Consider the following 19,314-nt stretch of genomic DNA (forward strand, 5'->3'; position numbering starts at 1 on the left):
CCTCCGGCCGCCTTTTTGCGGTCGGGGGTGAGATTCGTTAGGGGTCAGACGCGGGAGTCGACCCCTGCACGGGCGGCGGCCGCCCAGGCCCGCTGCTGTTCGGTGTCGCTGGCGTAGAGCGCGACGTTCCTGAGGTCGGACCAGCCCAGGATCTTCGCTACGTAGGTGCGATCCACTTCCTCGTCCAAGAGGCGGGTGGCCAGAGTGCGCCGGAACCTGTGGGAGTGGACCCTCGATGTGACCCCACCCTGGCGGCCACGTCGCTTGAGCATCTCATTCACTGCCTTCGGGCCGATGGGTCCCTTCGGTCCCACCCACAGAGCACCAGTGCCTGCGTGAGCGTGGGAGGCACGGACTCGGAGGTAGCGATCCATCGCGACCGCGGCTCGCGGACCGATGGGAACGAGGTGAACCTTGCCGCCCTTGAGGCGCAGGCGCACGAGCGGCTGCTTGTGGTCGAGGAACACGTCGTTCGCGCCGGGGTTGTCGAGCTGGGGTGCGTCCTCCTGGTAGCAGAGCCCAGTCAGTCCGGACACCCGCATGCCGGTCGTGTAGAACAGGCGGATGATGGCTTCGTCGCGGCGGGCGAAGAACCCAGTCCCCTTGCAGGTCTTCAACATGGCGGACACCTCGTCGTCGGTGAAGGACGGCCGAGGCGGGGCGACCGCCTTGGGCTCGGACACGTCGAGCATGGGGGATTCGGACTTCTTGATGGCCTGCTCACGACGAGAGGTCAGCCAGGAGTAGAGGCCGCGCAAGTTGCGGAAGTGGAACGTGGCGTTGGCGCCGGTGGTGCGGTCGGCAACGTCGAGCAGCCAGTCCGTGATGATGTCGGCGTCGATCTCGGCGATGGTGTTGGGGTGTCCTTCAGCTTCGAGCCAAGCGGAGAAGTGTCGGAGAGTCAGCATGTAGTTTCGGATGGTCGCGTCAGCGCGGCCTTCGGCCCGCAGGTAGCGTTTCCAGGAGCGGTCGAGCTGGCCGATGGGAGTGTGTTCGGTGGCAGTGCGCGGCATGGATCTACTCCGGAGGGTGTACAGACCGAGCGGGGCCGTGATAGTACGACGTGGATGCCGTGTGCGACCCCGATCATGCGTGAGATTTCTGCATCGCCGCAGGTCAGAGAGGGATAGAGGGGGGTCAGTCATCGGAACCTACGAGTGGCAGAGCGACTTCGCACGCAAGTACGTCGGCCAGGGGCGCGAAGAGGGTCTCGCGGAAGGCCGCTCGGAAGGCCGCGCGGAAGGCCTCCTCGAGGGTCATGTGGCTGGGCGGATCGAGGGCGAGCGAAAAGCCCTGCTGCGCATTCTTGAGGCGCGTGGCGTCCCGGTCTCGGACTCCGCCCTCGACCGCATTAACCAGTGCGTGAACCTCGCCCACCTGGAGAGCTGGATCGACCGGGCCGTCACGGTCACCGACGTCGACCAACTCTTCGACTGACCGTGTGCCCCTGACCGCTGAACCGCCGAGTCGGGAGGGTACCTGACCGCGGCTTTACCGGGTCGGAGGCATCTTCCTCCGGCCCGACAAGTTCTCGATTCTGGGTATCCCACCTGGCACCTGTAGTTTCGGGGTGGTCGGGTTTCCGTGAACCCCCCCGGGGTGACTGGGACGGTCACGTGTCCCCAGCCCCCTGTGGTGCTGTAGCGGTCGGGTGTCCGGCTGACCCCTTGTGGCTGGGCAACCAGGGACGCTTCCGCGAACCCCCCTGTGGTGACCGGGGTGGTCGGGTGTCCCCAGCCCCTTGTGGTCCTGTAGTGGTCATGCCATCCCCACCCCCCTGGGGTGGCCGGGACGGTCACGTGTCCCCAGCTCCCTTCGGTGGCCGGCGCGCGGACTTGTGTGGGGCCTGGGGCCGGTGGTCCCTGAACCGTCCACCCCCCGCTCCTGGGGCCGGGGGTGTCATCACTTCGGAATCACGTTTCCACGTGGTGGCCGTGTCCTGCATATCTGTGGAGGGCGGATGGCGGGTGTGGGTGAGGGACCTCGCCCTCCGGAACGAATTCGCTCCGCGAACACGCCCTCCGGGTCGAGCCACACCCCCAGTGGTGACCGGGTGAGCAGGACACCACACCCAGCCCCCTATGGACCCGAGAACCGGTCGACCCAACCCCCCTTCGGTGACCCTGGGCGGTCACGGTCTCCGACCAAACCCCCTGCGGCTGGCCCACCAGGAACGATCACCCCAACCCCCTCCGGCACAGGACCCGGACAACCCAAACCCCCTACGGAAACCCGAGACGGACACGGTTCCCGACCAAACCCCCCTACGGCTGGCCCACCAGGAACGATCACCCCAACCCCCTCCGGCACAGGACCCGGTCAGGCGAACCCCCCTGCGGTGACCCGAGACGGACACGGTGTCCGTCCAACCCCCCTGCGGCTGGGCGGTCGGGGACGGTCACCCCGAACCCCCTATGGCACAGGTCCCGGTCAGGCGAACCCCCTACGGTGGCCCGAGGCGGACACGGTGCCCGTCCAACCCCCTACGGTTGGCCGACCGGGGACGGTCACCCGAACCCCCTGTGGCACGGGTCCCCGGTTGGGCGGTCGGGGGGTGTCAGTCCTCCAGGTCGACGGTTCCTCCGCAGCGCCAGTACCGCGATCGGTCCCGCTCCATGAAGCCCTCGTCGACCAGGCAGTGCCGCAGCACCGACAGGTCCGCGCTGAACCGCCCCAGCACCGCGTTGACCTCGTCCTCCGTGTACCGAACGCCGGGCTCGAAGGTGCGCGCCACCTGGTCCAACAGCACCATCCGCTCGGACCGGCGCACCGGAAACGCCGTGATCCGCCCGTCGGACATGTACTCCCTCAGCACCTTCCGTCGATCCCGTTCCGACAGCGGCTCCTCCCACACGAGCGGCACCCTCTCTCAGCGGCTCAACAACAGCATCCCGTGCACCACGCGTTCCACCCGCTCCGCCGCCTGTTCCGGGTCGATCGGCTGCAAGGCGTAGGAGACCGTCAGCCGCACCGCCACATCGGCCACCACCTCGGCCAGGGCCGCGTCCGCCCCTGGACAGAGCTCGCCCAGCCGCCACGCGATCCGCTCCCCCATCACCTCGAGGAGCGGCGCCGACCGCGTCGTGAGCACCGGCAGCAGGTCCCTGTCCCCCGTGACCACCGCCCTCATCAGCGGGTTGTCCCGCGCCGCGAGCAGCACCAGCCGCGTCGCCCGGCTCACCGCGTGCGCCGGGTCCTGTTCCTCCGCCTCCAACGACCGCACCACCGTGTCCAGCAGTCCGTCGACCTCGCGGACCACGACCGCCTGGAGCAGCCCCTCCTTGCTGCCGAACACGTTGTACAGGGTCTGCCGGGACACCATGGCCGCCGCGGCGATGTCCGCCATCCGCTGCCCGGGCCACGCACCACCCACGACCTCGGCGTACGCGGCGTCCATCAACCGCTCCCGCGCTGACGCCCCCCTCTCGGTCTCCATGCCTCCATTCTTCCCGTCCCACCGTCCGTGTGACTAACACTCTGGTCACGTGGGGGTGCCCTCATCGCCACGGGCACCCCGGGCGAGGTAGCGTTACCGGCCATGGCGTCCTTTGACGATGATCTGCGGCTGGCCCACGTGCTCGCCGACGCTGCCGACGACATCGCGCTCAAGCGGTTTCGCGCGCTCGATCTGGTGGTCGACACCAAGCCGGACCTCACCCCGGTGACCGAGGCCGACCGCATGGTCGAGGAGACCCTGCGCGGTGTGCTCTCGCGTGCCCGTCCCCGCGACGCGGTCGTGGGCGAGGAGTACGGCAAGACGGGCAACAGCAACCGCGTGTGGGTCATCGACCCCATCGACGGGACGAAGAACTACGTCCGCGGCGTCCCCGTCTGGGCCACCCTCATCGCCCTGCTGGAGGGCGACCGGCCGGTCGTCGGCGTGGTGTCCGCCCCCGCCCTGCACCGGCGCTGGTGGGCCTCGAAGGGCGGCGGCACGTGGTCGGGGCGCAGTCTGTCGAAGGCGTCGCGCTGCCAGGTCTCCAAGGTGTCGGAGCTCGCCGACGCCTCGTTCAGCTACTCGTCGCTGACCGGTTGGGAGGAGCGCGGCCTGCTCGACTCGTTCCTCGGCCTGACCCGCTCGGTCTGGCGCACACGCGCCTACGGTGACTTCTGGTCCCACGTGATGGTCGCCGAGGGTGTCGTGGACGTGTCCGCCGAGCCGGAGCTCTCCCTGTGGGACGCCGCGCCGCTGCCGATCATCCTGGAGGAGGCCGGCGGCCGGGCCACGAACCTGCGGGGTGAGGACTTCGAGGACGGCGGTCCGCTGGTGTGCAGCAACGGCGTCCTCCACGACGCCGCCCTGACCTGGCTCAACGGGGGGCCCATACCCGTTCGGTGACGTTCCGCATCGTTTCTGTGACGTTCCACGCCTTCGCCGATACGCAACGTAGTAACCTGCCGGGTGTGCAGACCTCCACACCCCTCCTGGCCGCGCTGTGCGGTTCGGCTCTCCTGCTCACCGGCTGCGGTGGCGGGCACGGGCACACCCCCGAAGAGCTCGACGAGATGATCGCCGACACCGTGCGCGCCTCCGCCGAGGCGGACCCCTCCGCGCTGCCGGACGCCGTGTTCGACCCCGACACCTTCATGTGCTCCCCCGCCGTGGACTCCCCCACGTCGGACACCTGGCGCACCGAGGCGCCCCGTTCGGGCGTCACACCGGGCGAACCGGTGCGCCTGGGGGTGCTGGCCGACGAGGACACCGACGTCTCCGGCGTGACGGTGACCGTCCGCGCCGCCGACGGAACCTCCTCGTCCGCCGACGCCGATCTCGTCCGCGAGTCCTGGTCCCACGTCGACTATCCCCAGGACTTCACCCCCGCCGCCGACGGCTCCCCGGACGGCCCCACCGAGGGTGTCCATACCGTTATCTGGTCCGACAGCGCTTCCGGAACCGCTCTGACCTGCGACGGTTTCACCGTCGAGTGATCACCGGCCCCACCTTCGGCTGACGCACGACCACAACCCCGTCCTGCGGTGAACCGAAACCCGTGTTCCCCACGTTGGGTGTCGTGAAACCACCCGATTCACGCGGGCCCGGCCGCCTCGACGGCGCCGGGCCCCACACACGGGAAGGGGCCGAATGCTACGTTCCCTCACAGCCGGGATCGTGCTCGCCTTCGCCGGTTCCCGGGCCAACATCGCCCGGACCATCCTGTCCTGCGCGGGCGTCGTCATCGGCGTCGGCGCCCTGATCACCGTGGTCATGGCCAGCGACTTCGGTCAGCGCTACGCCGTGGCCTACAGCGAGATCCAGGGCGGACTCCCCGCGACCCTCGAAGTCACCGTCAGCGGCGACGTCACGGACCGCGACGCCCTGGAGGAGGACCTCCGCCGCGCCGGCGGCGAGCAGGTCTCCCTCTACCAGGCGCCGGGGAACTCCATCCGGATCCGGTCCGGCGACGCGTCCGTACCCGACGTGGAGTTCCGCGGTGTCGACGTCGAACTCGGCGACATCCGCCGTCTCAACATGGCCCAGGGCCGCTGGTTCGCCGAGGAGGACGCCGAGTCCCTGGCCCCCGTCCTGGTGGTCAACGCGTCGCTCGCCAGCCAGCTGTCCGACACCGCACAGGTGCAGATCGGCCAGGACCGGTGGGTGGACGCGCGCGTCGTCGGCGTCATCGCCGACTCCAACATGGACTTCGCCTGGCAGACCGCCTACCTGCTGCGTTCCCCCGCCACCGAGGAGATGCTCTTCGCCCCGGCGGAGTCCGAGGCCTCCCCGGACGACTTCATGGCCTTCGGCGGCGAGAACACCTACCTCGTCCGTCTGGACCCGGACCACCCGGGTATGGGCGAGTTCGGCGAGGGGTTCGCGGAGACGATGGCCTCCGCCGGTTGGCGCTGGGGGCTCGACAACCCCGAGTCGGTCTACAGCTTCCGCGTGGACAGCGCCGACCTGCTGGAGGAACCCCTCAGGTACATGACCTGGGGGCTCCTCGGCATCGCCTTCATCACCCTCGGCACCGGTCTGCTCGGCGTGCTCAACGTCGGGCTGGTCACCGTGCGCGAGCGCCGCCGCGAGCTGGCCACCTACCGCGCCCTGGGCGCCACCCGGTTCACGCTCTTCGTGGCCGTGGTGATGGAGGCCGTGGTCGTGTCGGTCGTGGCGGGCGTCATCGCCCTCGCCGGGTGCTGGGCGCTGGCCGCCCTGGGCTCCACGATCATCACCGAACTCGATCTGGTGCCGCCCGGCGTCGACGTGCGCGTCCCCGCCAACGGCGTGCTCCTCGGGCTGGGCAGCGCCGCCGGCGTCGGACTGTTGGCCGGGATCATCCCCGCGGCCCGGGCGCTGCGCGCGTCCGTCGTCGCCGGACTCCGCGAGTAGGAGACTCAAGATGAGCAAGAAGAAGTGGATCATCGCCGGTACCGGGCTCGTGCTCCTCGCGGGGCTCGGCGGCGGCGCCTACGTCGTGCTGCCGGGGATGCTCGGCGGTGGCGGCGGCCCGGAGATCCCCGTGGAGCAGGCCGCACTGGAGTCAAGCGTGCCGTTCCCGGTGGAACTGGGCTCGATCAGTTCGGTGATGGTGCTGGACGCCACCGTCCGGGCCGCCCCCGGCGAGGACGTCTCGGCCCGCAACGGCGGCACGGTCACCCGCGTCTGGGTGGGCGACGGCACGCCGGTCGAGAACGGCGCCCCGATCGTGACCCTGTCCGTCCCGGGGGCGGGCGGGGGCTCCGAGGGCGAGGAGGGCGCGGAGGCTCCCGCCACGCGCGAGGTCACGCTCTACGCGCCTCGCGCGGGTGACGTCTCCGGGCTGGGCGACCTGCGCAACGGTGACGTCCTCGAACCGGGGGCGACCGTGGCCACGGTCGCCCCGGACGAGTTCCGGGCCGTCGCGTCCATCCCGTCGAACGACCTGTACCGGTTCGGGGGCGAGCCCAGGGACATCGAGCTGAGCATCGACCAGGGCCCCGCGCCCACCCCGTGCGAGTTCGTCTCGCTCGGCCCGGCCGACCAGAGTTCGTCCGGCGGCTCCGGAGGCGGCGCCGAGGGTGAGGAAGGGGGCGAGGGCGGCGGAGGCGGTGGCGGCGGCACCGAACTGGTCTGCCGCGTCCCCGCCGACGTGGAGGCCTACGAGGGCGTCCAGGGAAAACTGTCGGTGGCCGTGGACGACGTCTCCAACGTGCTCGCCGTCCCCGTGACCGCCGTGCGCGGCACCGCCGACGAGGGCGAGGTCATGGTCGTGACCGAGGACGGCTCCCAGGAGACGCGCCAGGTCACCCTGGGCGTGTCCGACGGATCCATGGTCGAGGTCGTCGAGGGTCTGAGTGTCGGCGAGCAGGTCCTGGACCCGGTTCCGCTCGACCCCCGGTTCGACGTTCCCGGGGGTTCGGACGACGAGGAGTCCTCCGATGAGGAGTTCTTCATGGAGGTGGAGTAAATGTCGGTCGACGTACCCGCGCCGGAGGCCGCGCGTACCCCGGCCGACACGTCCGCACTCCTCCGCGTGGAGGGCCTGACCAGGCACTTCATGGTCTCCGGCACGCGCATCGACGTGCTGCACGACTGCACGTTCGAGGTGGCCCGCGGCGAGGTCGTGGCGATCGTCGGACAGTCGGGGTCGGGCAAGTCCACCCTCCTCAACATCCTCGGTCTGCTCGACAAGCCCAGCAGCGGTACGTACACGTTCGACGGCGTGGAGACCACCCGTCTGGGCGAGGGACGCCGGTCGCGGCTGCGCGGCGAGGGCATCGGCTTCGTGTTCCAGCAGTTCCACCTGCTGGAACGGCGCAGCGCCCTGGCCAACGTCGGTGTGCCGATGGTGCTGGGCGGGGTCCCGGTGCTGCGGCGCCGCTCCCGTGCCCGCGAACTGCTGGAGTCGGTCGGGCTGGGCCACCGCCTCAACTCGCACCCGCACCAGCTCTCCGGCGGTGAGCAGCAGCGTGTGGCGCTGGCCCGCGCGCTGAGCCGGGAACCCGCGCTCATCCTCGCCGACGAGCCCACGGGCGCCCTGGACGCCGCCAGCAGCGGGATGATCATGGACGAGCTCCTGGGGCAGGCCGAGCGGCGCGGCGCGGCCGTGGTCGTGGTGACGCACGACCCCAAGGTCGCGAAGCGGGCCGACCGCGTGGTCGAGCTCGTCGAGGGCCGCACCCGCTGACCCTCCCCTCTCCCTCCCGCACGTGCGTCCGGGCCGTGGCGGCGACGCCGCGGCCCGGTTCCTCTCCACGGAGGAAATGCCCCGGAGGTCCAGCGTGTTTCGCCGCGTCGTCGGATGCGTCCGGGAAATGCGAAGAGCCGGTTTCGGAAGTCGAAACCTCCGGAACCGGCCCGTGTTCGCTCAGGGGGCTGGGGACGCCGTTCAGAAAAATGCGGGAGGCCGGTGGAGTCGGAAGTGAATCTTCCTTCTCCACCGGCCTCCCGGTTGGTAGCGGGGACAGGATTTGAACCTGCGACCTCTGGGTTATGAGCCCAGCGAGCTACCGAACTGCTCCACCCCGCGTCGTTGATCCCTACTTTAGGGGGTTTCTCCCCGGGTGGCAAATCGGTTTTCTCGAACCGATCGGGATCCACCCCGGCCTGATCTTCCGATCCGGCCTTGGCCAATCGTACCAGGACGCGAAGCCCGGAACGACCACCGTGAACGACCGCCGCCGCGGTCGCCCGGCCGAATTGCTCCGCGCCGCGGCCGGAACGGCGCACCGGGTGAAAAGCACCGGAGCCGAGATTTCTCCCGAGCCCGGTTTCCCCTCGGCGGGCTGAGGGCCACCCCCAGGAAAATGCGGGAAGCCGGTGGGGAAGGAAGCTCCGCTTCCGACTCCACCGGCCTCCCGGTTGGTAGCGGGGACAGGATTTGAACCTGCGACCTCTGGGTTATGAGCCCAGCGAGCTACCGAACTGCTCCACCCCGCGTCGTTGTGTTCTCAACAGTAGCGTGTCCGGGCCGTGAACCCAAATCGAAACCACGAGACGTGGCCCACCCCGGCCCTCACCCCCCGCTCCCACGCCCCTCCGCACGGCCCCGCCCCCGGCGCACGGACGGGGCGGAGCCCGAAGGCCCCGCCCCGTCCACCGCCGACGCGCCGGGTGTCCCGCCCCGGCGGACTCCGGCGACTACTCGTTCAGCGCCTCCTCGATGGCCTCCAGGGCCTCACGCAGGTTCTCGTTGGCCTGCTCCTGGTTCTCCTGCGCTTCCTCCCAGGCCTCGACGGCCTCGTTGAGCGCGTCGGTGAGCTCCTGGTCGCCGGACGGCTCGTCCGTCCCGGCGTCGCCCTCCGCGGGCTCCTCCTCGGCGGGCGCCTCCGGGTCGGGCAGCGGCGCCTCATCCTCACCGAAGAGGTTGTTCAGCGCGTCCTGGAGGTTGTTGCCGATGGCGACGTCCTCACCGAACCCGACCATCACCTGCTGGAGCAGCGGGAACGAGGCCGCGCCTCCGCCGCCCGCCTGCACGTACAGCGGCTCGACGTACAGCAGACCGCCCGCGAACGGCAGGGTCAGCAGGTTGCCCCGCGTCACCTGCGCGTTCGACTGCTCCAGGGGCAGCAGGACCTCGCGGACCGCCGCGTCGGAGTCGAAGGCGTTCTGCACCTGGCCGGGACCGAAGTTGACCGTGCTGCGGGGCAGCTCCAGCAGTTGCAGCTGGCCGTAGTTCTCCGACTCCGCGTCGCTGTTGACCGCCATGAACGCCGCGAGGTTCTCACGCCCGCGCGGCACGAACGTGGTGGTCAGCGAGAAACTGGCCGTGTCCCCGCCCGGGTAGTTGATCGTCTGCCGGTACGGCGGCACCGGGTCGTCGGTGTCCCGGGTCGGGTCCGTCGGCACCGTCCAGAAGTCCTGGCCCCCGTAGAACGCCTCAGCGTTGGTCACGTGGTACTGGCGCATGATCTCGCGCTGGACCTTGAACAGGTCGTCCGGGTAGCGGACGTGCTGGAGCAGCTCCTCGCTCATCTCCGACCGCGGGGTCACGATGCCCGGGAACGAGCTCATCCAGGTCTGGAGGACGGGGTCCTCCTCGTCCCACGCGTACAGGGTGACGGTGCCGTCGTAGGCGTCGACGGTCGCCTTGACCGAGTTGCGGATGTAGTTGACCTCGTTGCCCGGCAGCGTGCCGACCTGCTGCGCCGTCCCGTCCGTGAACGTGTCGGTGACCGCCTGGTTGAAGTCGATCGGGTTGGCGTACGGGTAGCCGTTGGACGTGGTGTAGGCGTCCACGATCCACTGGACCCGACCGTCGACCACCGCCGGGTAGGGGCTGCTGTCGACCGTCAGGAACGGGGCGACGCGCTCCACGCGCTCCAGCGGGTCGCGCTCGTAGATGATGCGCGAGTCGCCGGTGATGGCGCTGTTGAGCAGGATGTTGGGTTCCTGGTACTTGATCGCGTACAGGATCCGGTCGAAGAAGCTGCTCAGCTGGACGCCGCCGCTGCCCTCGTAGCGGTTGTAGGCCTGGGACTGGCCGTCCTCGCCGCCGTTCTCGGTGGCCTCGCTGTCGGCCCCCTCCCGGGTGGGCTCGTCCTGCGCGGTCTCGTCCTGCGTGCCCTCCTCGGTTCCGGAGTCCGCCTCGGAGTCGGACGGGGCGCGGGCCTCGTCCGGCGTGGGGCTGGGCGTCGGCTCCTGCGCGTCCTCCAGGGTGGGGACCTCCTCGGTCTCCTCCTCGGGGTCGAGCGGGTAGTCGTACTCGTTCTCGGCCTGGACGATGACGTACTCGGCGCCCTCGCGGCCGTAGTAGATCCGCGGCTCGTACTCGCCGGTGACCTCGCTCAGCTCGCCCCGGGGCGGGATGTTGTACTCGGTGAAGACCGGGCGCCCCTCGGGGTCGATCAGGTTGCCCGCCGCCGCGACCATGCCGTAGCCGTGGGTGTAGATCAGGTGCCGGTTGAGCCAGTTGTCCTGGTCGGCGGGGGGACCGTCGAGTTCGCGGACGGCCACGATCGTGTCGATCAGGTTGCCGTCGGTGTCGGGGTAGCGGTCGACCTCCAGCACGTCCGGGAACTGGTAGAAGCCGCGGACCTGCTGCATCTGCTGGAACGTCTGCGAGATGACGGACGGGTCGGCCAGGCGGACGCTGGGAATGGTGTCGGCCTCGGAGGCCAGCTCCTGCGGCGTCAGCTCCGTGGTGGCGTCGTAGTCCGTCACCTCGGCGTCGGCGATGCCGTAGGCGTCCCGTGTGTACTCGATGTTGCGCTCGATGTAGGGCTGCTCCAGGCGCAGCTCGTTGGGCCCGACCTGGAAGCGCTGGACGATCTCGGGGTAGGCGACACCGACCAGCACCGCGGACAGGACCAGCAGACCGAGGCTGGCCATGGGGACCATGGTGTTCTTGAAGTAGATGTTGGCGAAGAACAGCACGGCGCAGATGACCGAGATGACCGTGAGGATCGTCAGGGCCGTCTTGACCGCGTTCACGTCGGTGTAGGAGGCGCCGAACGTGTAGCCGCGGTCGGAGAAGACCAGACCGTAGCGGTCCAGCCAGTACGATCCGGCGCGCAGCAGCACGAAGACGCCCAGCAGCACCGACAGGTGCACGCGGGCCGCGGGGGTGGCGCGCTGGCCGCTGTCGTTCTGGAGGCGCACGCCCCCGTACAGGTAGTGGACGATGACCGCGGCGATGAACGCCAGGATGACCGCCGCGTAGACGTACCCGAGCAGCGTCCGTAGGAACGGGTAGACGAACGCGAAGAACCCGATGTCCATGCCGAACTCGGGGTCGAGCGCGCCGAAGTCGGTCGCGTGCACGAACTGGAGGTAGGCGCGCCAGTCACCGCTGGCCGCGGCTCCGGCCAGCACGGCGAGGGCGCCGACCGCGATCCAGAAGAACAGCTTGCGGTGCGGGTCGATCGACTGCCGGTAGCGGTCGAGTCCCTGCTGTTCCAGGCTCATGGGTCGCACACCGGGTCGGGACCGGTAGGCGAAGAAGATGCTGGCGCCGACGATGACGGCCATCACCGCCGCGGAGACGGCGAACAGGAGCACGCGCGTCCACAGCTCGGTCAGGAAGACCGTGGTGAACCCGACGGAGCTGAACCACTTGTAGTCGGTCCAGAAGTTCGCGGCGAGCGCCAGGCCCGCGATGATGACGACCACGGTCGCCGCGACAGGCGCGAGCAACCTTGATCGGCGAGGCATACGCGCAGGTGGTGCGCCGGGCGATCGGAAGCTCACGCCTCCCCCTCGTTCTGGCTTGCTAGATGCGTTCGGTGCGCGTGTGGCGCCTTATTACTGAGAACTTATGTGGAGACCGCCGGGTTCCCGAAATCCCCCCGGCCGGGTGACGAGCCGGCATCGGTGGGGTATCGGAGCGGCAACCCGCACGCCCATGGCGACCCTACTGTCCGGGAACGGACCGGCGAGGGTCCCGCATCGGTCACCATGGAAGCGTGTCGAACATTCGCGAAGCCGTCATGGACCTGGAACGCCACGCCGCCGAGCAGGGGTGGGACCGGCCGCTGGGCCTGTACGCCCTGGTGCCGACCGCCGACCTGCTGAAGGCGGAACCGGCGCTGGCCGGTCTGCTGGGGATCGACTCCCCCGTCGACCCCGACGAACTGACCCCGGTCGAGCAGGAGCCGCTGCCCGACGACGTCCCCCTGGAGGAGGCGCTGGGGCGCATCCTGTGGCCGGACGAGGTGGCCGGGTGCGCGCTGGTGATGGAGCGCCTGGTGGTCAAGGGCTCGGACGAGACCCTGGCCGTGGGCGAGGACCCGGTCACGTCGGGCCGGGAGACCGAGGAGATCCGGATGGTCGCCGGTGTCCTGCGCGACGGCTCGCGCCACTGCGCGATGCGGATGCGCAGCCACGACAGCGACGACAAGGTCCTCAACGGCGCCGACCTCATCCCGGCGCTGACCTCGGCGCTGGCGCTGACCCTGGACCTCGACGAGGGCGAGGGCGGCGCGCCGGGCGGTCAGGCCGCGAACGGCTGACCGGCACGCCCACGGCCGGGGCGCCCGCCGTCGGGCGCGGTGTCCGGGCACGGCGTCCCGTGTCCGCCAGGATGCGCGGCGTCCCCTACGACTCGCAGCGGGGCAGGTCGCCCTCGCCGGTCCGGATGGTCTCCAGGGCGTCGACCGCGTCGTCGAGCGTCTCCACCCGGACCACCTCCAGTTCCCCGTAGGCGGCCGAATCGGCGACCTGGGAGCAGCTGTCGGCGGCCACGAGGAAGTACTCGGCGCCGTCGCGCCGGGCGCTGACCATCTTCTGCGGGATGCCGCTGATCCCGCCGACCTGGCCGTCCGCGCTGATGGTGCCCGATCCGGCCACCCGGGTGCCGCCGGTCAGGCCGTCCTCGCTGAGCCGGTCCATGATCCCGAGGGCGAACATCATCCCGGCGCTCGGTCCGCCGATGTCGCCGACGGAGATCTCGACGTCGATCGGGAAGTCGGTCTCGTCGGCGATGAGGATGCCGACGGCGGCCGTGCCGTCCTCGCCCTCGGCGGTGGTGATCTCGACCTCGACGGTCTCTCCGTCGCGGTCGACCGTCATCTCCACGACGTCGCCGGGCTCGCGGGCGCTCACCGCGTCCACGACGGCCGCGCTGCCCACGGCCTGGTCGCCGTCGCCCTCACCGGTGTCGGTGGGGACGGGCTCCCCGTCGATCTCGACGATGACGTCACCGGGCTCGACCAGGCCCTCGGCGGGCATGTCCTCGACGGTGTCCGCGACGATCGGCACCGCCTCGTAGCCGATGCCGAGCTGGTTGAGGGCGGCGGCGGTGGCGTTGGTCTGGGAGTCGTTCATCTGGACGGTCTGCCGCTCGCTGACCTCCTCGGGCGACCGGTCGGCCGGGAAGAGCAGTTCCTCGGGCATGACCGCGTTGTTCGGCGAGAGCCACCCGGTGAGGACCTCCAGGGTGTTGAGCCGCCGTTGGGGGCCGCCCGCGTACTGGATGGTGACCATGGAGAGCGCGCCGTCGTGCTCGTAGGTCCGCGCGCCCTCGATCCGGATCACCGGGCCGTTCTCGAACTCGCCCACGGTGTTCACCGTGACGCCGGGGGTGGCCACGATGTAGGGCATGGGGAGGTAGAGGCTGCCGACCGCCAGTCCCACGAGCAGGACGAGCGCGACAACGAGGGTCAGGACGCGACGAACCATGCCCATACCTTATGGCCCGTGCGGAACCCGGACGCGCGCCCGGCCGGCCCCGGGTGCTAGGGGGTGCCGACCCACTCGTCCTGGCCGTCCTCGAAGGACTGGTGCTTCCAGATCGGCACCTCCGCCTTGAGGTCGTCGATCAGTCGGCGGCAGGCGTCGAAGGCCTCCTGGCGGTGCGCCGCCGCGGCCGCCACGACCACCGCCGCGTCGCCGATCTCCAGGTCGCCGACGCGGTGGACGGCGGCCATCCGCACGACCGGTCGGCCGGGGACGGTGGTGTCGGAGAGGACCTTCTCCATGACGGCCCGCAGCCGCTCCTCGACCGAGGGGTGCGCGGAGTAGGCCAGCCTGGAGACGTCGCGCCCGTGGTCGTGGTCCCGGACCGTGCCGATGAAGACGGCGGTCCCCCCGGCGTGGGGGTCCGCGACGGCGGCGAGGACCTCGTCGACGGACAGGGGCGTGGCGCGCACGGCGGCGAGAGTGATTTCTTGCACGACTCGACGGTACCAACCCTGACCTGCCCGGTCCCGGATTCGACGCAACCCCTGTGCGGTCCTCCAGTACGGCGCGGCTCCGCCTCGTCGTCCGGCACGAAGGCCGCGCCGCCGGTACGGGGGCCGCGCCGCCGGTACGGGGGTCGCGCCCGCCGGTCAGCTCCGGCCGCGCCTGCGCAGGTGGCGGATGGCGGCGGCGGTGCCGATCGCCGCGGCCGCCGCACCGGCCGCGCCCGCCGCGGTGATGGTGACCTCCTTGGCCCCCAGTTCGCGGCCGACCAGCGCGGGCTTGCCGCTCCGGTACTCCAGCAGTGCGGTGAGCACGTCGCGGTTGTCGTGGAGGGGCTTCCACCCGGCCTCGCGCAGGGCGGCGCAGTCCACGACGCAGGGGTAGACGAGGTGCTTGAGCTCGCCCTCCGCCGCCGGGGTGATCCTCGCCTGGTGGAGGCGGCGGATGGCGCCGAAGGCCAGGTTCGCGGTGACCTCGAAGGACTTCATGCCCGCGATCTCCTCCACCTCCTCCTGGGTGAGGGAGCCCTCGCACGCCACCGTGACGACGCCGCCGACGCCCTCGACGCCGTGCAGGGCGCAGAACGCCAGCGCCCTGGCCAGGTCGTCGACGTGGCAGAACTGCCACCGCTGCTCGTGCCCCTTGACCGTGAGCAGGCGCGGAGCCGAGAAGTGGCGGCTGAGCAGGGTGTCCAGCCCGGGGCCGACCAGCGGCGCCGGGCGGACGACGGTCACGGACAGACTGGGATGGGCGCGGCGGGCGCGTTCGGCCAGCGCCTCGATCTCGGCGAAGTCGCCGGTCAGCGCGGCACTGTTGTCGGACACCCGGGGGGCGTCCTCGGGCAGGGGCACCGGGTTGTCGGGGGCGGCGCCGTAGACCATCGTGCCCGTGACCAGGATGACGCGCGGAACGCCCGACGCCGCGGCCGCGGTCAGCACGGTCTGCGCGGCGCGGATGTTGTGCTGGCGGCGCTTGGCGGGCTTGGTGTCCAGGGAGCGGTCGTCGGCGGTGTGCACGAGGACGTCGATCCCGTCGAGCCGGGAGACGAGCGCCGGATCGCACACGTCGGCGATGCGCCACGTGACGCCGCGCAGGTCGGAGAACTCGTCGTCGATCGCGACGACCTCCCGGGCAGCCACGGAACCATTCGGTTCGGTCAGGCGTTGCACGAGGAGCCGACCCAACCCGAAGGCGGCGCCGGTGACCGCGATCACCGGGCCCGCGCCCTCGGAGGGGCTGTGCTCTGGGCGAACCTGGCTGCTATCGGTATTCACTCCGGGCGACTCCCAGCTAACGTGACAGTGGAGACCAAACCTAATCCTGCCTGAGGTCTGATTGTGAGCGACCTGCCATTCGGTTTCAGCATGCCGAACGACCCCGATGACGAGTCCGGACGCCGTTCAGGCGACTCCGGCTCGGGTGCCGGCAGCGGCCGCCCGGGCGGGGGAGACTCCGGAACGCCGAGCGACTTCCCGTTCGGCGACCCACAGCAGATGGCCAACATGCTCCGGCAGTTCGCCGACATGATGTCCGCCCAGCCGAGCCCCGGCGCCTCCGGCGAGACGACGTCGGCGTCGGCGTCGGGGATCAACTGGGACATGGCCAAGAACATCGCGCGCCACACGGTGTCCCAGCACGGCGACCCGAGCATCCCGCCGCACGACTACGCCAAGGTCGAGGAGGCGCTCCGCCTCGCCGACCTGTGGCTCGACCAGGCTACCGACCTGCCGTCGGGTCTCCACACCGCCCAGGCCTGGAGCCGGTCGGAGTGGATCGAGAAGACGATGGCCGCGTGGGCGCAGCTCTGCGACCCCCTGACGTCCAAGACCGTGCGGGCCATGAGCCAGAACCTGCCCGAGGAGATGCGGTCGGTCGCGGGTCCGCTGCTGGGCATGGTCCAGCAGATGGGCGGCATGATGGTCGGCCAGCAGGCGGGCCAGGCCATCGGCGAGCTGGCGCGCGAGGTGATCGGCACCACGGACATCGGCGTGCCGCTGGCCGGTGAGGGCAACGCCGCCCTGCTGCCGCCCGGTGTGGCGGCGTTCGGCGAGGGGCTGGAGATCCCCGAGGACGAGGTGCGGCTGTACCTGGCCGCCCGCGAGGCCGCCGTGCACCGGCTGTACTCGCACGTGCCGTGGCTGCGCTCGCACGTGTCCAACCTGGTCGAGGAGTACGCGGCTGGGATGTCCTTCGACGTCAGCGGCCTGGAGGACAAGCTCGGCGAGATCGATCTCACCAACCCCGAGGCCCTCCAGGAGGCGCTGTCCGGCGGTGTCGGCGGGGAGAGCCTGTTCCAGCCCGAGGACACCCCGCAGCAGAAGGCGGCCCTGGCACGGCTGGAGACCACGCTGGCGCTGATCGAGGGCTGGGTGGCCACGGTGGTGTCGGACGCGGTGTCCGACCGGCTGCCGCAGTCGGGGGCCCTGGCGGAGGCGACCCGGCGGCGCCGGGCGACCGGTGGGCCCGCCGAGCACACGTTCGCCGCGCTGGTCGGGCTGGAGCTGCGACCGCGCCGTCTGCGCGAGGCGTCGGCCCTGTGGACCGCGCTGGAGCGGGCGCGGGGCGTCGAGGGGCGCGACGCGGTGTGGCAGCACCCCGACCTCATGCCCACGGGCGCCGACCTGGACGACCCGGACGCGTTCGTCAGCGGCGGCGGGGAGTTCGGTGACGCCGACTTCGACATCTCGAAGCTGACCGGCGACGCCGACGGCACGAAGGACGACCGGGACGACCGCGGAGAGGACGCCTAGGCCGTGTCGTTGCACGCGGACGCCCGGGCGGTGCTGGGTGCGTGGAGCGCGCCCGACGCCCGGCAGGAGGAGCTGCGCCGGTCGTACCTGGAGCACCTGGGCGCGCACGAGGACGCGATGTGGCGCGGGTGCCTGCCCGGCCACGTGACGGCGAGTTCGGCGATCATCTCGGCGGACGGCGCCCGGGTGGCGCTGGTGCTGCACGGTGTCCACAACCTGTGGTTGCAGACCGGAGGGCACTGCGAACCCGAGGACGCCACGCTCGCCGGGGCGGCGCTGCGCGAGGCGACCGAGGAGTCGGGGATCCGGGGGTTGACCCTGCTGCCCGAGCCCGTTCGGCTCGACCGCCACGCGGTGCCGTGCGGGGGTGGGAGCCACCACCTGGACGTCCAGTACGCGGCCATCGCGCCGGCGGACGCCGTGCTGGTGCGGGATCCCGACGAGTCGCACGACCTCGGCTGGTTCCCGGTCGACGCGGTGCCGGAGCCCTCCGACGAGCCGTGCCGCGCCCTGGTACGGGCCGCCGCGTCGGCGGTGGCGGAGCACCTGGCCGCCGGTCGGGCGTCCACGGCCTGAGAGCGGGGGTCCCCGCTCCGCCCTCCGGAGCTGGGACCCGCACGATCCGGGGCCGATCAGTCGAAGAGGTCCTCGGAACGCTCGACCCGCACGGCCCTGAGCACCCACGTCTTCAGTGTGTCCAGGTCGGTGCAGGACTCGATCCGCTGCCGTTCCTGTTCGGAGGGGGTGAGCCCACGGTCCTGGAGAATGAGGATCACGTTCCGCGCCGCTTCCTTCGCACGACCCTCCTCACGGCCCTCCTCCCTACCGATCCCGACGTACTTGCGGGCGAAGTCGCTCTGCCATTCCCAGGTGTCCACGGCCATCAGGTCCTCCATGTGCTTCTGGGCGGCCTCGCCGAGACCGGCCATAACGTCGAGAAGGGGTGCGCGACGGCCAGGCTCGGGTCCACGGCTGTGACCTGCTCCGTGTCTTCCTAGGCGGAGAGAAGGGTGGGAGGAACGACCTCCTGAGGCGGCGCGGACACCCACGTTCGGGGGTCGGCGACCACCTTCGCCACACGAGCCCCCGTGGCGTCCATGACGGCGTAGGACGCGCGCATGATGGCGTCGATCAAGGACTCCCCGGGCGTGTGACACACCACCTCCGCCCGACCGCCGCCGTACTCGGGGGTGAGGGAACCGTTCGCCTCGTCGCCCAGGTCCTCTCCGTGCTCATCCCACGCCTCGGTCTCGGCATCGGTCAGGTCACGGTCGAGGATGAGGGTGAAATCCCAGGTCCGCATCTACTCCTCCAGATGTCCGGCGTGTTTGCGGGTGAACTGGCGAATGTCCTTCGCATGGTTCCCCGGGTTCTTCGGTGTCGACCAGACCTTGCGTTTCTGACCGCAGGGGCAGCACAGGTGCCCCCAGACGTGTCCGCTGTGCACCACCTTGACGAGCATCCCGGATGTCTCCGCGTCACTGAGCGCCCGGGCCACATCGTTCTTCGGGTGTCGTCCTTTGGAGATCACATCTGCCTTCCAGTATGTCCGCTGCTGGTCACCGCAACACCCGTCAAGGCGCGGCCAGAAGGTCGCCGAGGGGGACGCGTGGACTCGGAACGATCGGTTGCACGGTCGATGCGCTCCAGGAGCGCGGGCGTTCGGTGGCACGGGCGAGTTCGCGTTCGTGGGCCACGTAGTAGGGGCGCACCAGGGCGACGTCGGCGGCGACGGGGGCCTCCACGGTCGGGGCGGCGAGGGTCACCGGAGTGGCGGGGCGGCTCGGGAGCGCGGACGGGCTGGGCCGGGTCGGTGCGATGGCCTGTTCGGGGACCGGCGCGTAGGGACGGACCCGGGTGGAACGGCGCCGCCGCGCGGCGGCGGAGTGGCGTCCGCGAGCGGGGGTGAGCAGGGCTTTGGCGTAGGCCCTGGCCACGGCGATGAGGGCAGCGGTAAACTTGCGCACGCTGGCAACCTTTTCCTTGAAAGATGTTTGCTTGCTGGCCACGACCCCGGACGGTGCT

At 70.7% G+C, this 19,314-nt stretch carries 19 protein-coding genes and 2 tRNA genes; 9 read left to right on the forward strand and 12 right to left on the reverse strand.

Going from position 1 to position 19,314, the window contains the following annotated elements; translation table 11 throughout:
- Positions 1 to 44: 44 nt before the first annotated feature.
- A complete protein-coding gene (locus AB0I72_RS00670; RefSeq protein ID WP_358561038.1) occupies positions 45 to 1,013 on the reverse strand; it encodes a tyrosine-type recombinase/integrase in 969 nt (322 codons plus the stop codon).
- Between the two features lie 247 nt (positions 1,014 to 1,260).
- Between AB0I72_RS00670 and AB0I72_RS00675 the strand changes: the two genes are divergently transcribed.
- The gene (locus AB0I72_RS00675; RefSeq protein WP_358561041.1) at positions 1,261 to 1,437 is read left to right on the forward strand and encodes a hypothetical protein; all 177 of its coding nucleotides are present in this window, start codon (positions 1,261 to 1,263) and stop codon (positions 1,435 to 1,437) included.
- A 1,120-nt stretch (positions 1,438 to 2,557) separates the two neighbouring features.
- Here AB0I72_RS00675 and AB0I72_RS00680 read toward each other — a convergent pair.
- Positions 2,558 to 2,800 carry a DUF2087 domain-containing protein gene (locus tag AB0I72_RS00680; protein WP_358561044.1) on the reverse strand — a complete coding sequence of 81 codons (243 nt, stop codon included), beginning with the start codon at positions 2,798 to 2,800 and terminating at the stop codon, positions 2,558 to 2,560.
- 69 nt (positions 2,801 to 2,869) lie between these two features.
- On the reverse strand, positions 2,870 to 3,436 hold the full coding sequence (locus AB0I72_RS00685; RefSeq protein ID WP_358561047.1) for a TetR family transcriptional regulator: 567 nt from the start codon (positions 3,434 to 3,436) through the stop codon (positions 2,870 to 2,872).
- Positions 3,437 to 3,538: 102 nt separating this feature from the next.
- Here AB0I72_RS00685 and hisN point away from each other — a divergent pair, with 102 nt between their 5' ends.
- The 5 genes from hisN (at position 3,539) to AB0I72_RS00710 (ending at position 8,105) form a co-directional block, all read left to right on the forward strand.
- Positions 3,539 to 4,339, forward strand: a complete 801-nt coding sequence (gene hisN / locus AB0I72_RS00690) for a histidinol-phosphatase (protein ID WP_358561050.1) — start codon at positions 3,539 to 3,541, stop codon at positions 4,337 to 4,339.
- 65 nt (positions 4,340 to 4,404) lie between these two features.
- Complete coding sequence (locus AB0I72_RS00695; RefSeq protein ID WP_358561053.1) at positions 4,405 to 4,929, forward strand: hypothetical protein; 525 nt, start codon at positions 4,405 to 4,407, stop codon at positions 4,927 to 4,929.
- A 154-nt stretch (positions 4,930 to 5,083) separates the two neighbouring features.
- Positions 5,084 to 6,328, forward strand: a complete 1,245-nt coding sequence (locus AB0I72_RS00700; RefSeq protein ID WP_358561056.1) for an ABC transporter permease — start codon at positions 5,084 to 5,086, stop codon at positions 6,326 to 6,328.
- Between the two features lie 10 nt (positions 6,329 to 6,338).
- Positions 6,339 to 7,385, forward strand: coding sequence for an HlyD family efflux transporter periplasmic adaptor subunit (locus tag AB0I72_RS00705; RefSeq protein ID WP_358561059.1), 1,047 nt, complete (start codon positions 6,339 to 6,341; stop codon positions 7,383 to 7,385).
- Positions 7,386 to 8,105 (forward strand): ABC transporter ATP-binding protein, encoded by a 720-nt coding sequence (locus AB0I72_RS00710; RefSeq protein WP_358561061.1) that lies wholly within the window; start codon positions 7,386 to 7,388, stop codon positions 8,103 to 8,105.
- A 265-nt stretch (positions 8,106 to 8,370) separates the two neighbouring features.
- Here AB0I72_RS00710 and AB0I72_RS00715 read toward each other — a convergent pair.
- The 3 genes from AB0I72_RS00715 to AB0I72_RS00725 all read right to left on the reverse strand — a co-directional run bounded on the left by AB0I72_RS00715 (position 8,371) and on the right by AB0I72_RS00725 (position 12,070).
- Positions 8,371 to 8,447, reverse strand: a tRNA-Met gene (locus tag AB0I72_RS00715).
- A 333-nt stretch (positions 8,448 to 8,780) separates the two neighbouring features.
- A tRNA-Met gene (locus AB0I72_RS00720) sits at positions 8,781 to 8,857 on the reverse strand.
- Between the two features lie 201 nt (positions 8,858 to 9,058).
- On the reverse strand, positions 9,059 to 12,070 hold the full coding sequence (locus tag AB0I72_RS00725; protein ID WP_358561064.1) for a UPF0182 family protein: 3,012 nt from the start codon (positions 12,068 to 12,070) through the stop codon (positions 9,059 to 9,061).
- Between the two features lie 251 nt (positions 12,071 to 12,321).
- Here AB0I72_RS00725 and AB0I72_RS00730 point away from each other — a divergent pair, with 251 nt between their 5' ends.
- Complete coding sequence (locus AB0I72_RS00730; protein ID WP_358561067.1) at positions 12,322 to 12,867, forward strand: PPA1309 family protein; 546 nt, start codon at positions 12,322 to 12,324, stop codon at positions 12,865 to 12,867.
- Between the two features lie 85 nt (positions 12,868 to 12,952).
- On the opposite strand, the gene AB0I72_RS00735 is transcribed toward AB0I72_RS00730, so the two are convergent.
- The 3 genes from AB0I72_RS00735 to AB0I72_RS00745 all read right to left on the reverse strand — a co-directional run bounded on the left by AB0I72_RS00735 (position 12,953) and on the right by AB0I72_RS00745 (position 15,753).
- On the reverse strand, positions 12,953 to 14,035 hold the full coding sequence (locus AB0I72_RS00735; RefSeq protein WP_358561069.1) for a PDZ domain-containing protein: 1,083 nt from the start codon (positions 14,033 to 14,035) through the stop codon (positions 12,953 to 12,955).
- Between the two features lie 56 nt (positions 14,036 to 14,091).
- Positions 14,092 to 14,529 carry a molybdenum cofactor biosynthesis protein MoaE gene (locus AB0I72_RS00740; RefSeq protein ID WP_358561072.1) on the reverse strand — a complete coding sequence of 146 codons (438 nt, stop codon included), beginning with the start codon at positions 14,527 to 14,529 and terminating at the stop codon, positions 14,092 to 14,094.
- Between the two features lie 156 nt (positions 14,530 to 14,685).
- Positions 14,686 to 15,753, reverse strand: a complete 1,068-nt coding sequence (locus AB0I72_RS00745) for an NAD-dependent epimerase/dehydratase family protein (RefSeq protein WP_358562760.1) — start codon at positions 15,751 to 15,753, stop codon at positions 14,686 to 14,688.
- A gap of 123 nt (positions 15,754 to 15,876) precedes the next feature.
- Here AB0I72_RS00745 and AB0I72_RS00750 point away from each other — a divergent pair, with 123 nt between their 5' ends.
- Positions 15,877 to 17,289: a zinc-dependent metalloprotease gene (locus AB0I72_RS00750; RefSeq protein ID WP_358561075.1), complete on the forward strand. Its 1,413-nt coding sequence runs from the start codon at positions 15,877 to 15,879 to the stop codon at positions 17,287 to 17,289.
- A 3-nt stretch (positions 17,290 to 17,292) separates the two neighbouring features.
- Positions 17,293 to 17,865 carry an NUDIX domain-containing protein gene (locus tag AB0I72_RS00755; protein ID WP_358561078.1) on the forward strand — a complete coding sequence of 191 codons (573 nt, stop codon included), beginning with the start codon at positions 17,293 to 17,295 and terminating at the stop codon, positions 17,863 to 17,865.
- A gap of 56 nt (positions 17,866 to 17,921) precedes the next feature.
- On the opposite strand, the gene AB0I72_RS00760 is transcribed toward AB0I72_RS00755, so the two are convergent.
- The 3 genes from AB0I72_RS00760 to AB0I72_RS00770 all read right to left on the reverse strand — a co-directional run bounded on the left by AB0I72_RS00760 (position 17,922) and on the right by AB0I72_RS00770 (position 19,256).
- Positions 17,922 to 18,218 (reverse strand): hypothetical protein, encoded by a 297-nt coding sequence (locus AB0I72_RS00760; RefSeq protein WP_358561081.1) that lies wholly within the window; start codon positions 18,216 to 18,218, stop codon positions 17,922 to 17,924.
- Positions 18,219 to 18,283: 65 nt separating this feature from the next.
- Positions 18,284 to 18,592 carry a hypothetical protein gene (locus AB0I72_RS00765; RefSeq protein ID WP_358561084.1) on the reverse strand — a complete coding sequence of 103 codons (309 nt, stop codon included), beginning with the start codon at positions 18,590 to 18,592 and terminating at the stop codon, positions 18,284 to 18,286.
- 271 nt (positions 18,593 to 18,863) lie between these two features.
- Complete coding sequence (locus AB0I72_RS00770; RefSeq protein ID WP_358561087.1) at positions 18,864 to 19,256, reverse strand: hypothetical protein; 393 nt, start codon at positions 19,254 to 19,256, stop codon at positions 18,864 to 18,866.
- Positions 19,257 to 19,314: the final 58 nt, after the last annotated feature.

The organism is Nocardiopsis sp. NPDC049922, from assembly GCF_040660275.1.
Lineage (GTDB): Bacteria > Actinomycetota > Actinomycetes > Streptosporangiales > Streptosporangiaceae > Nocardiopsis.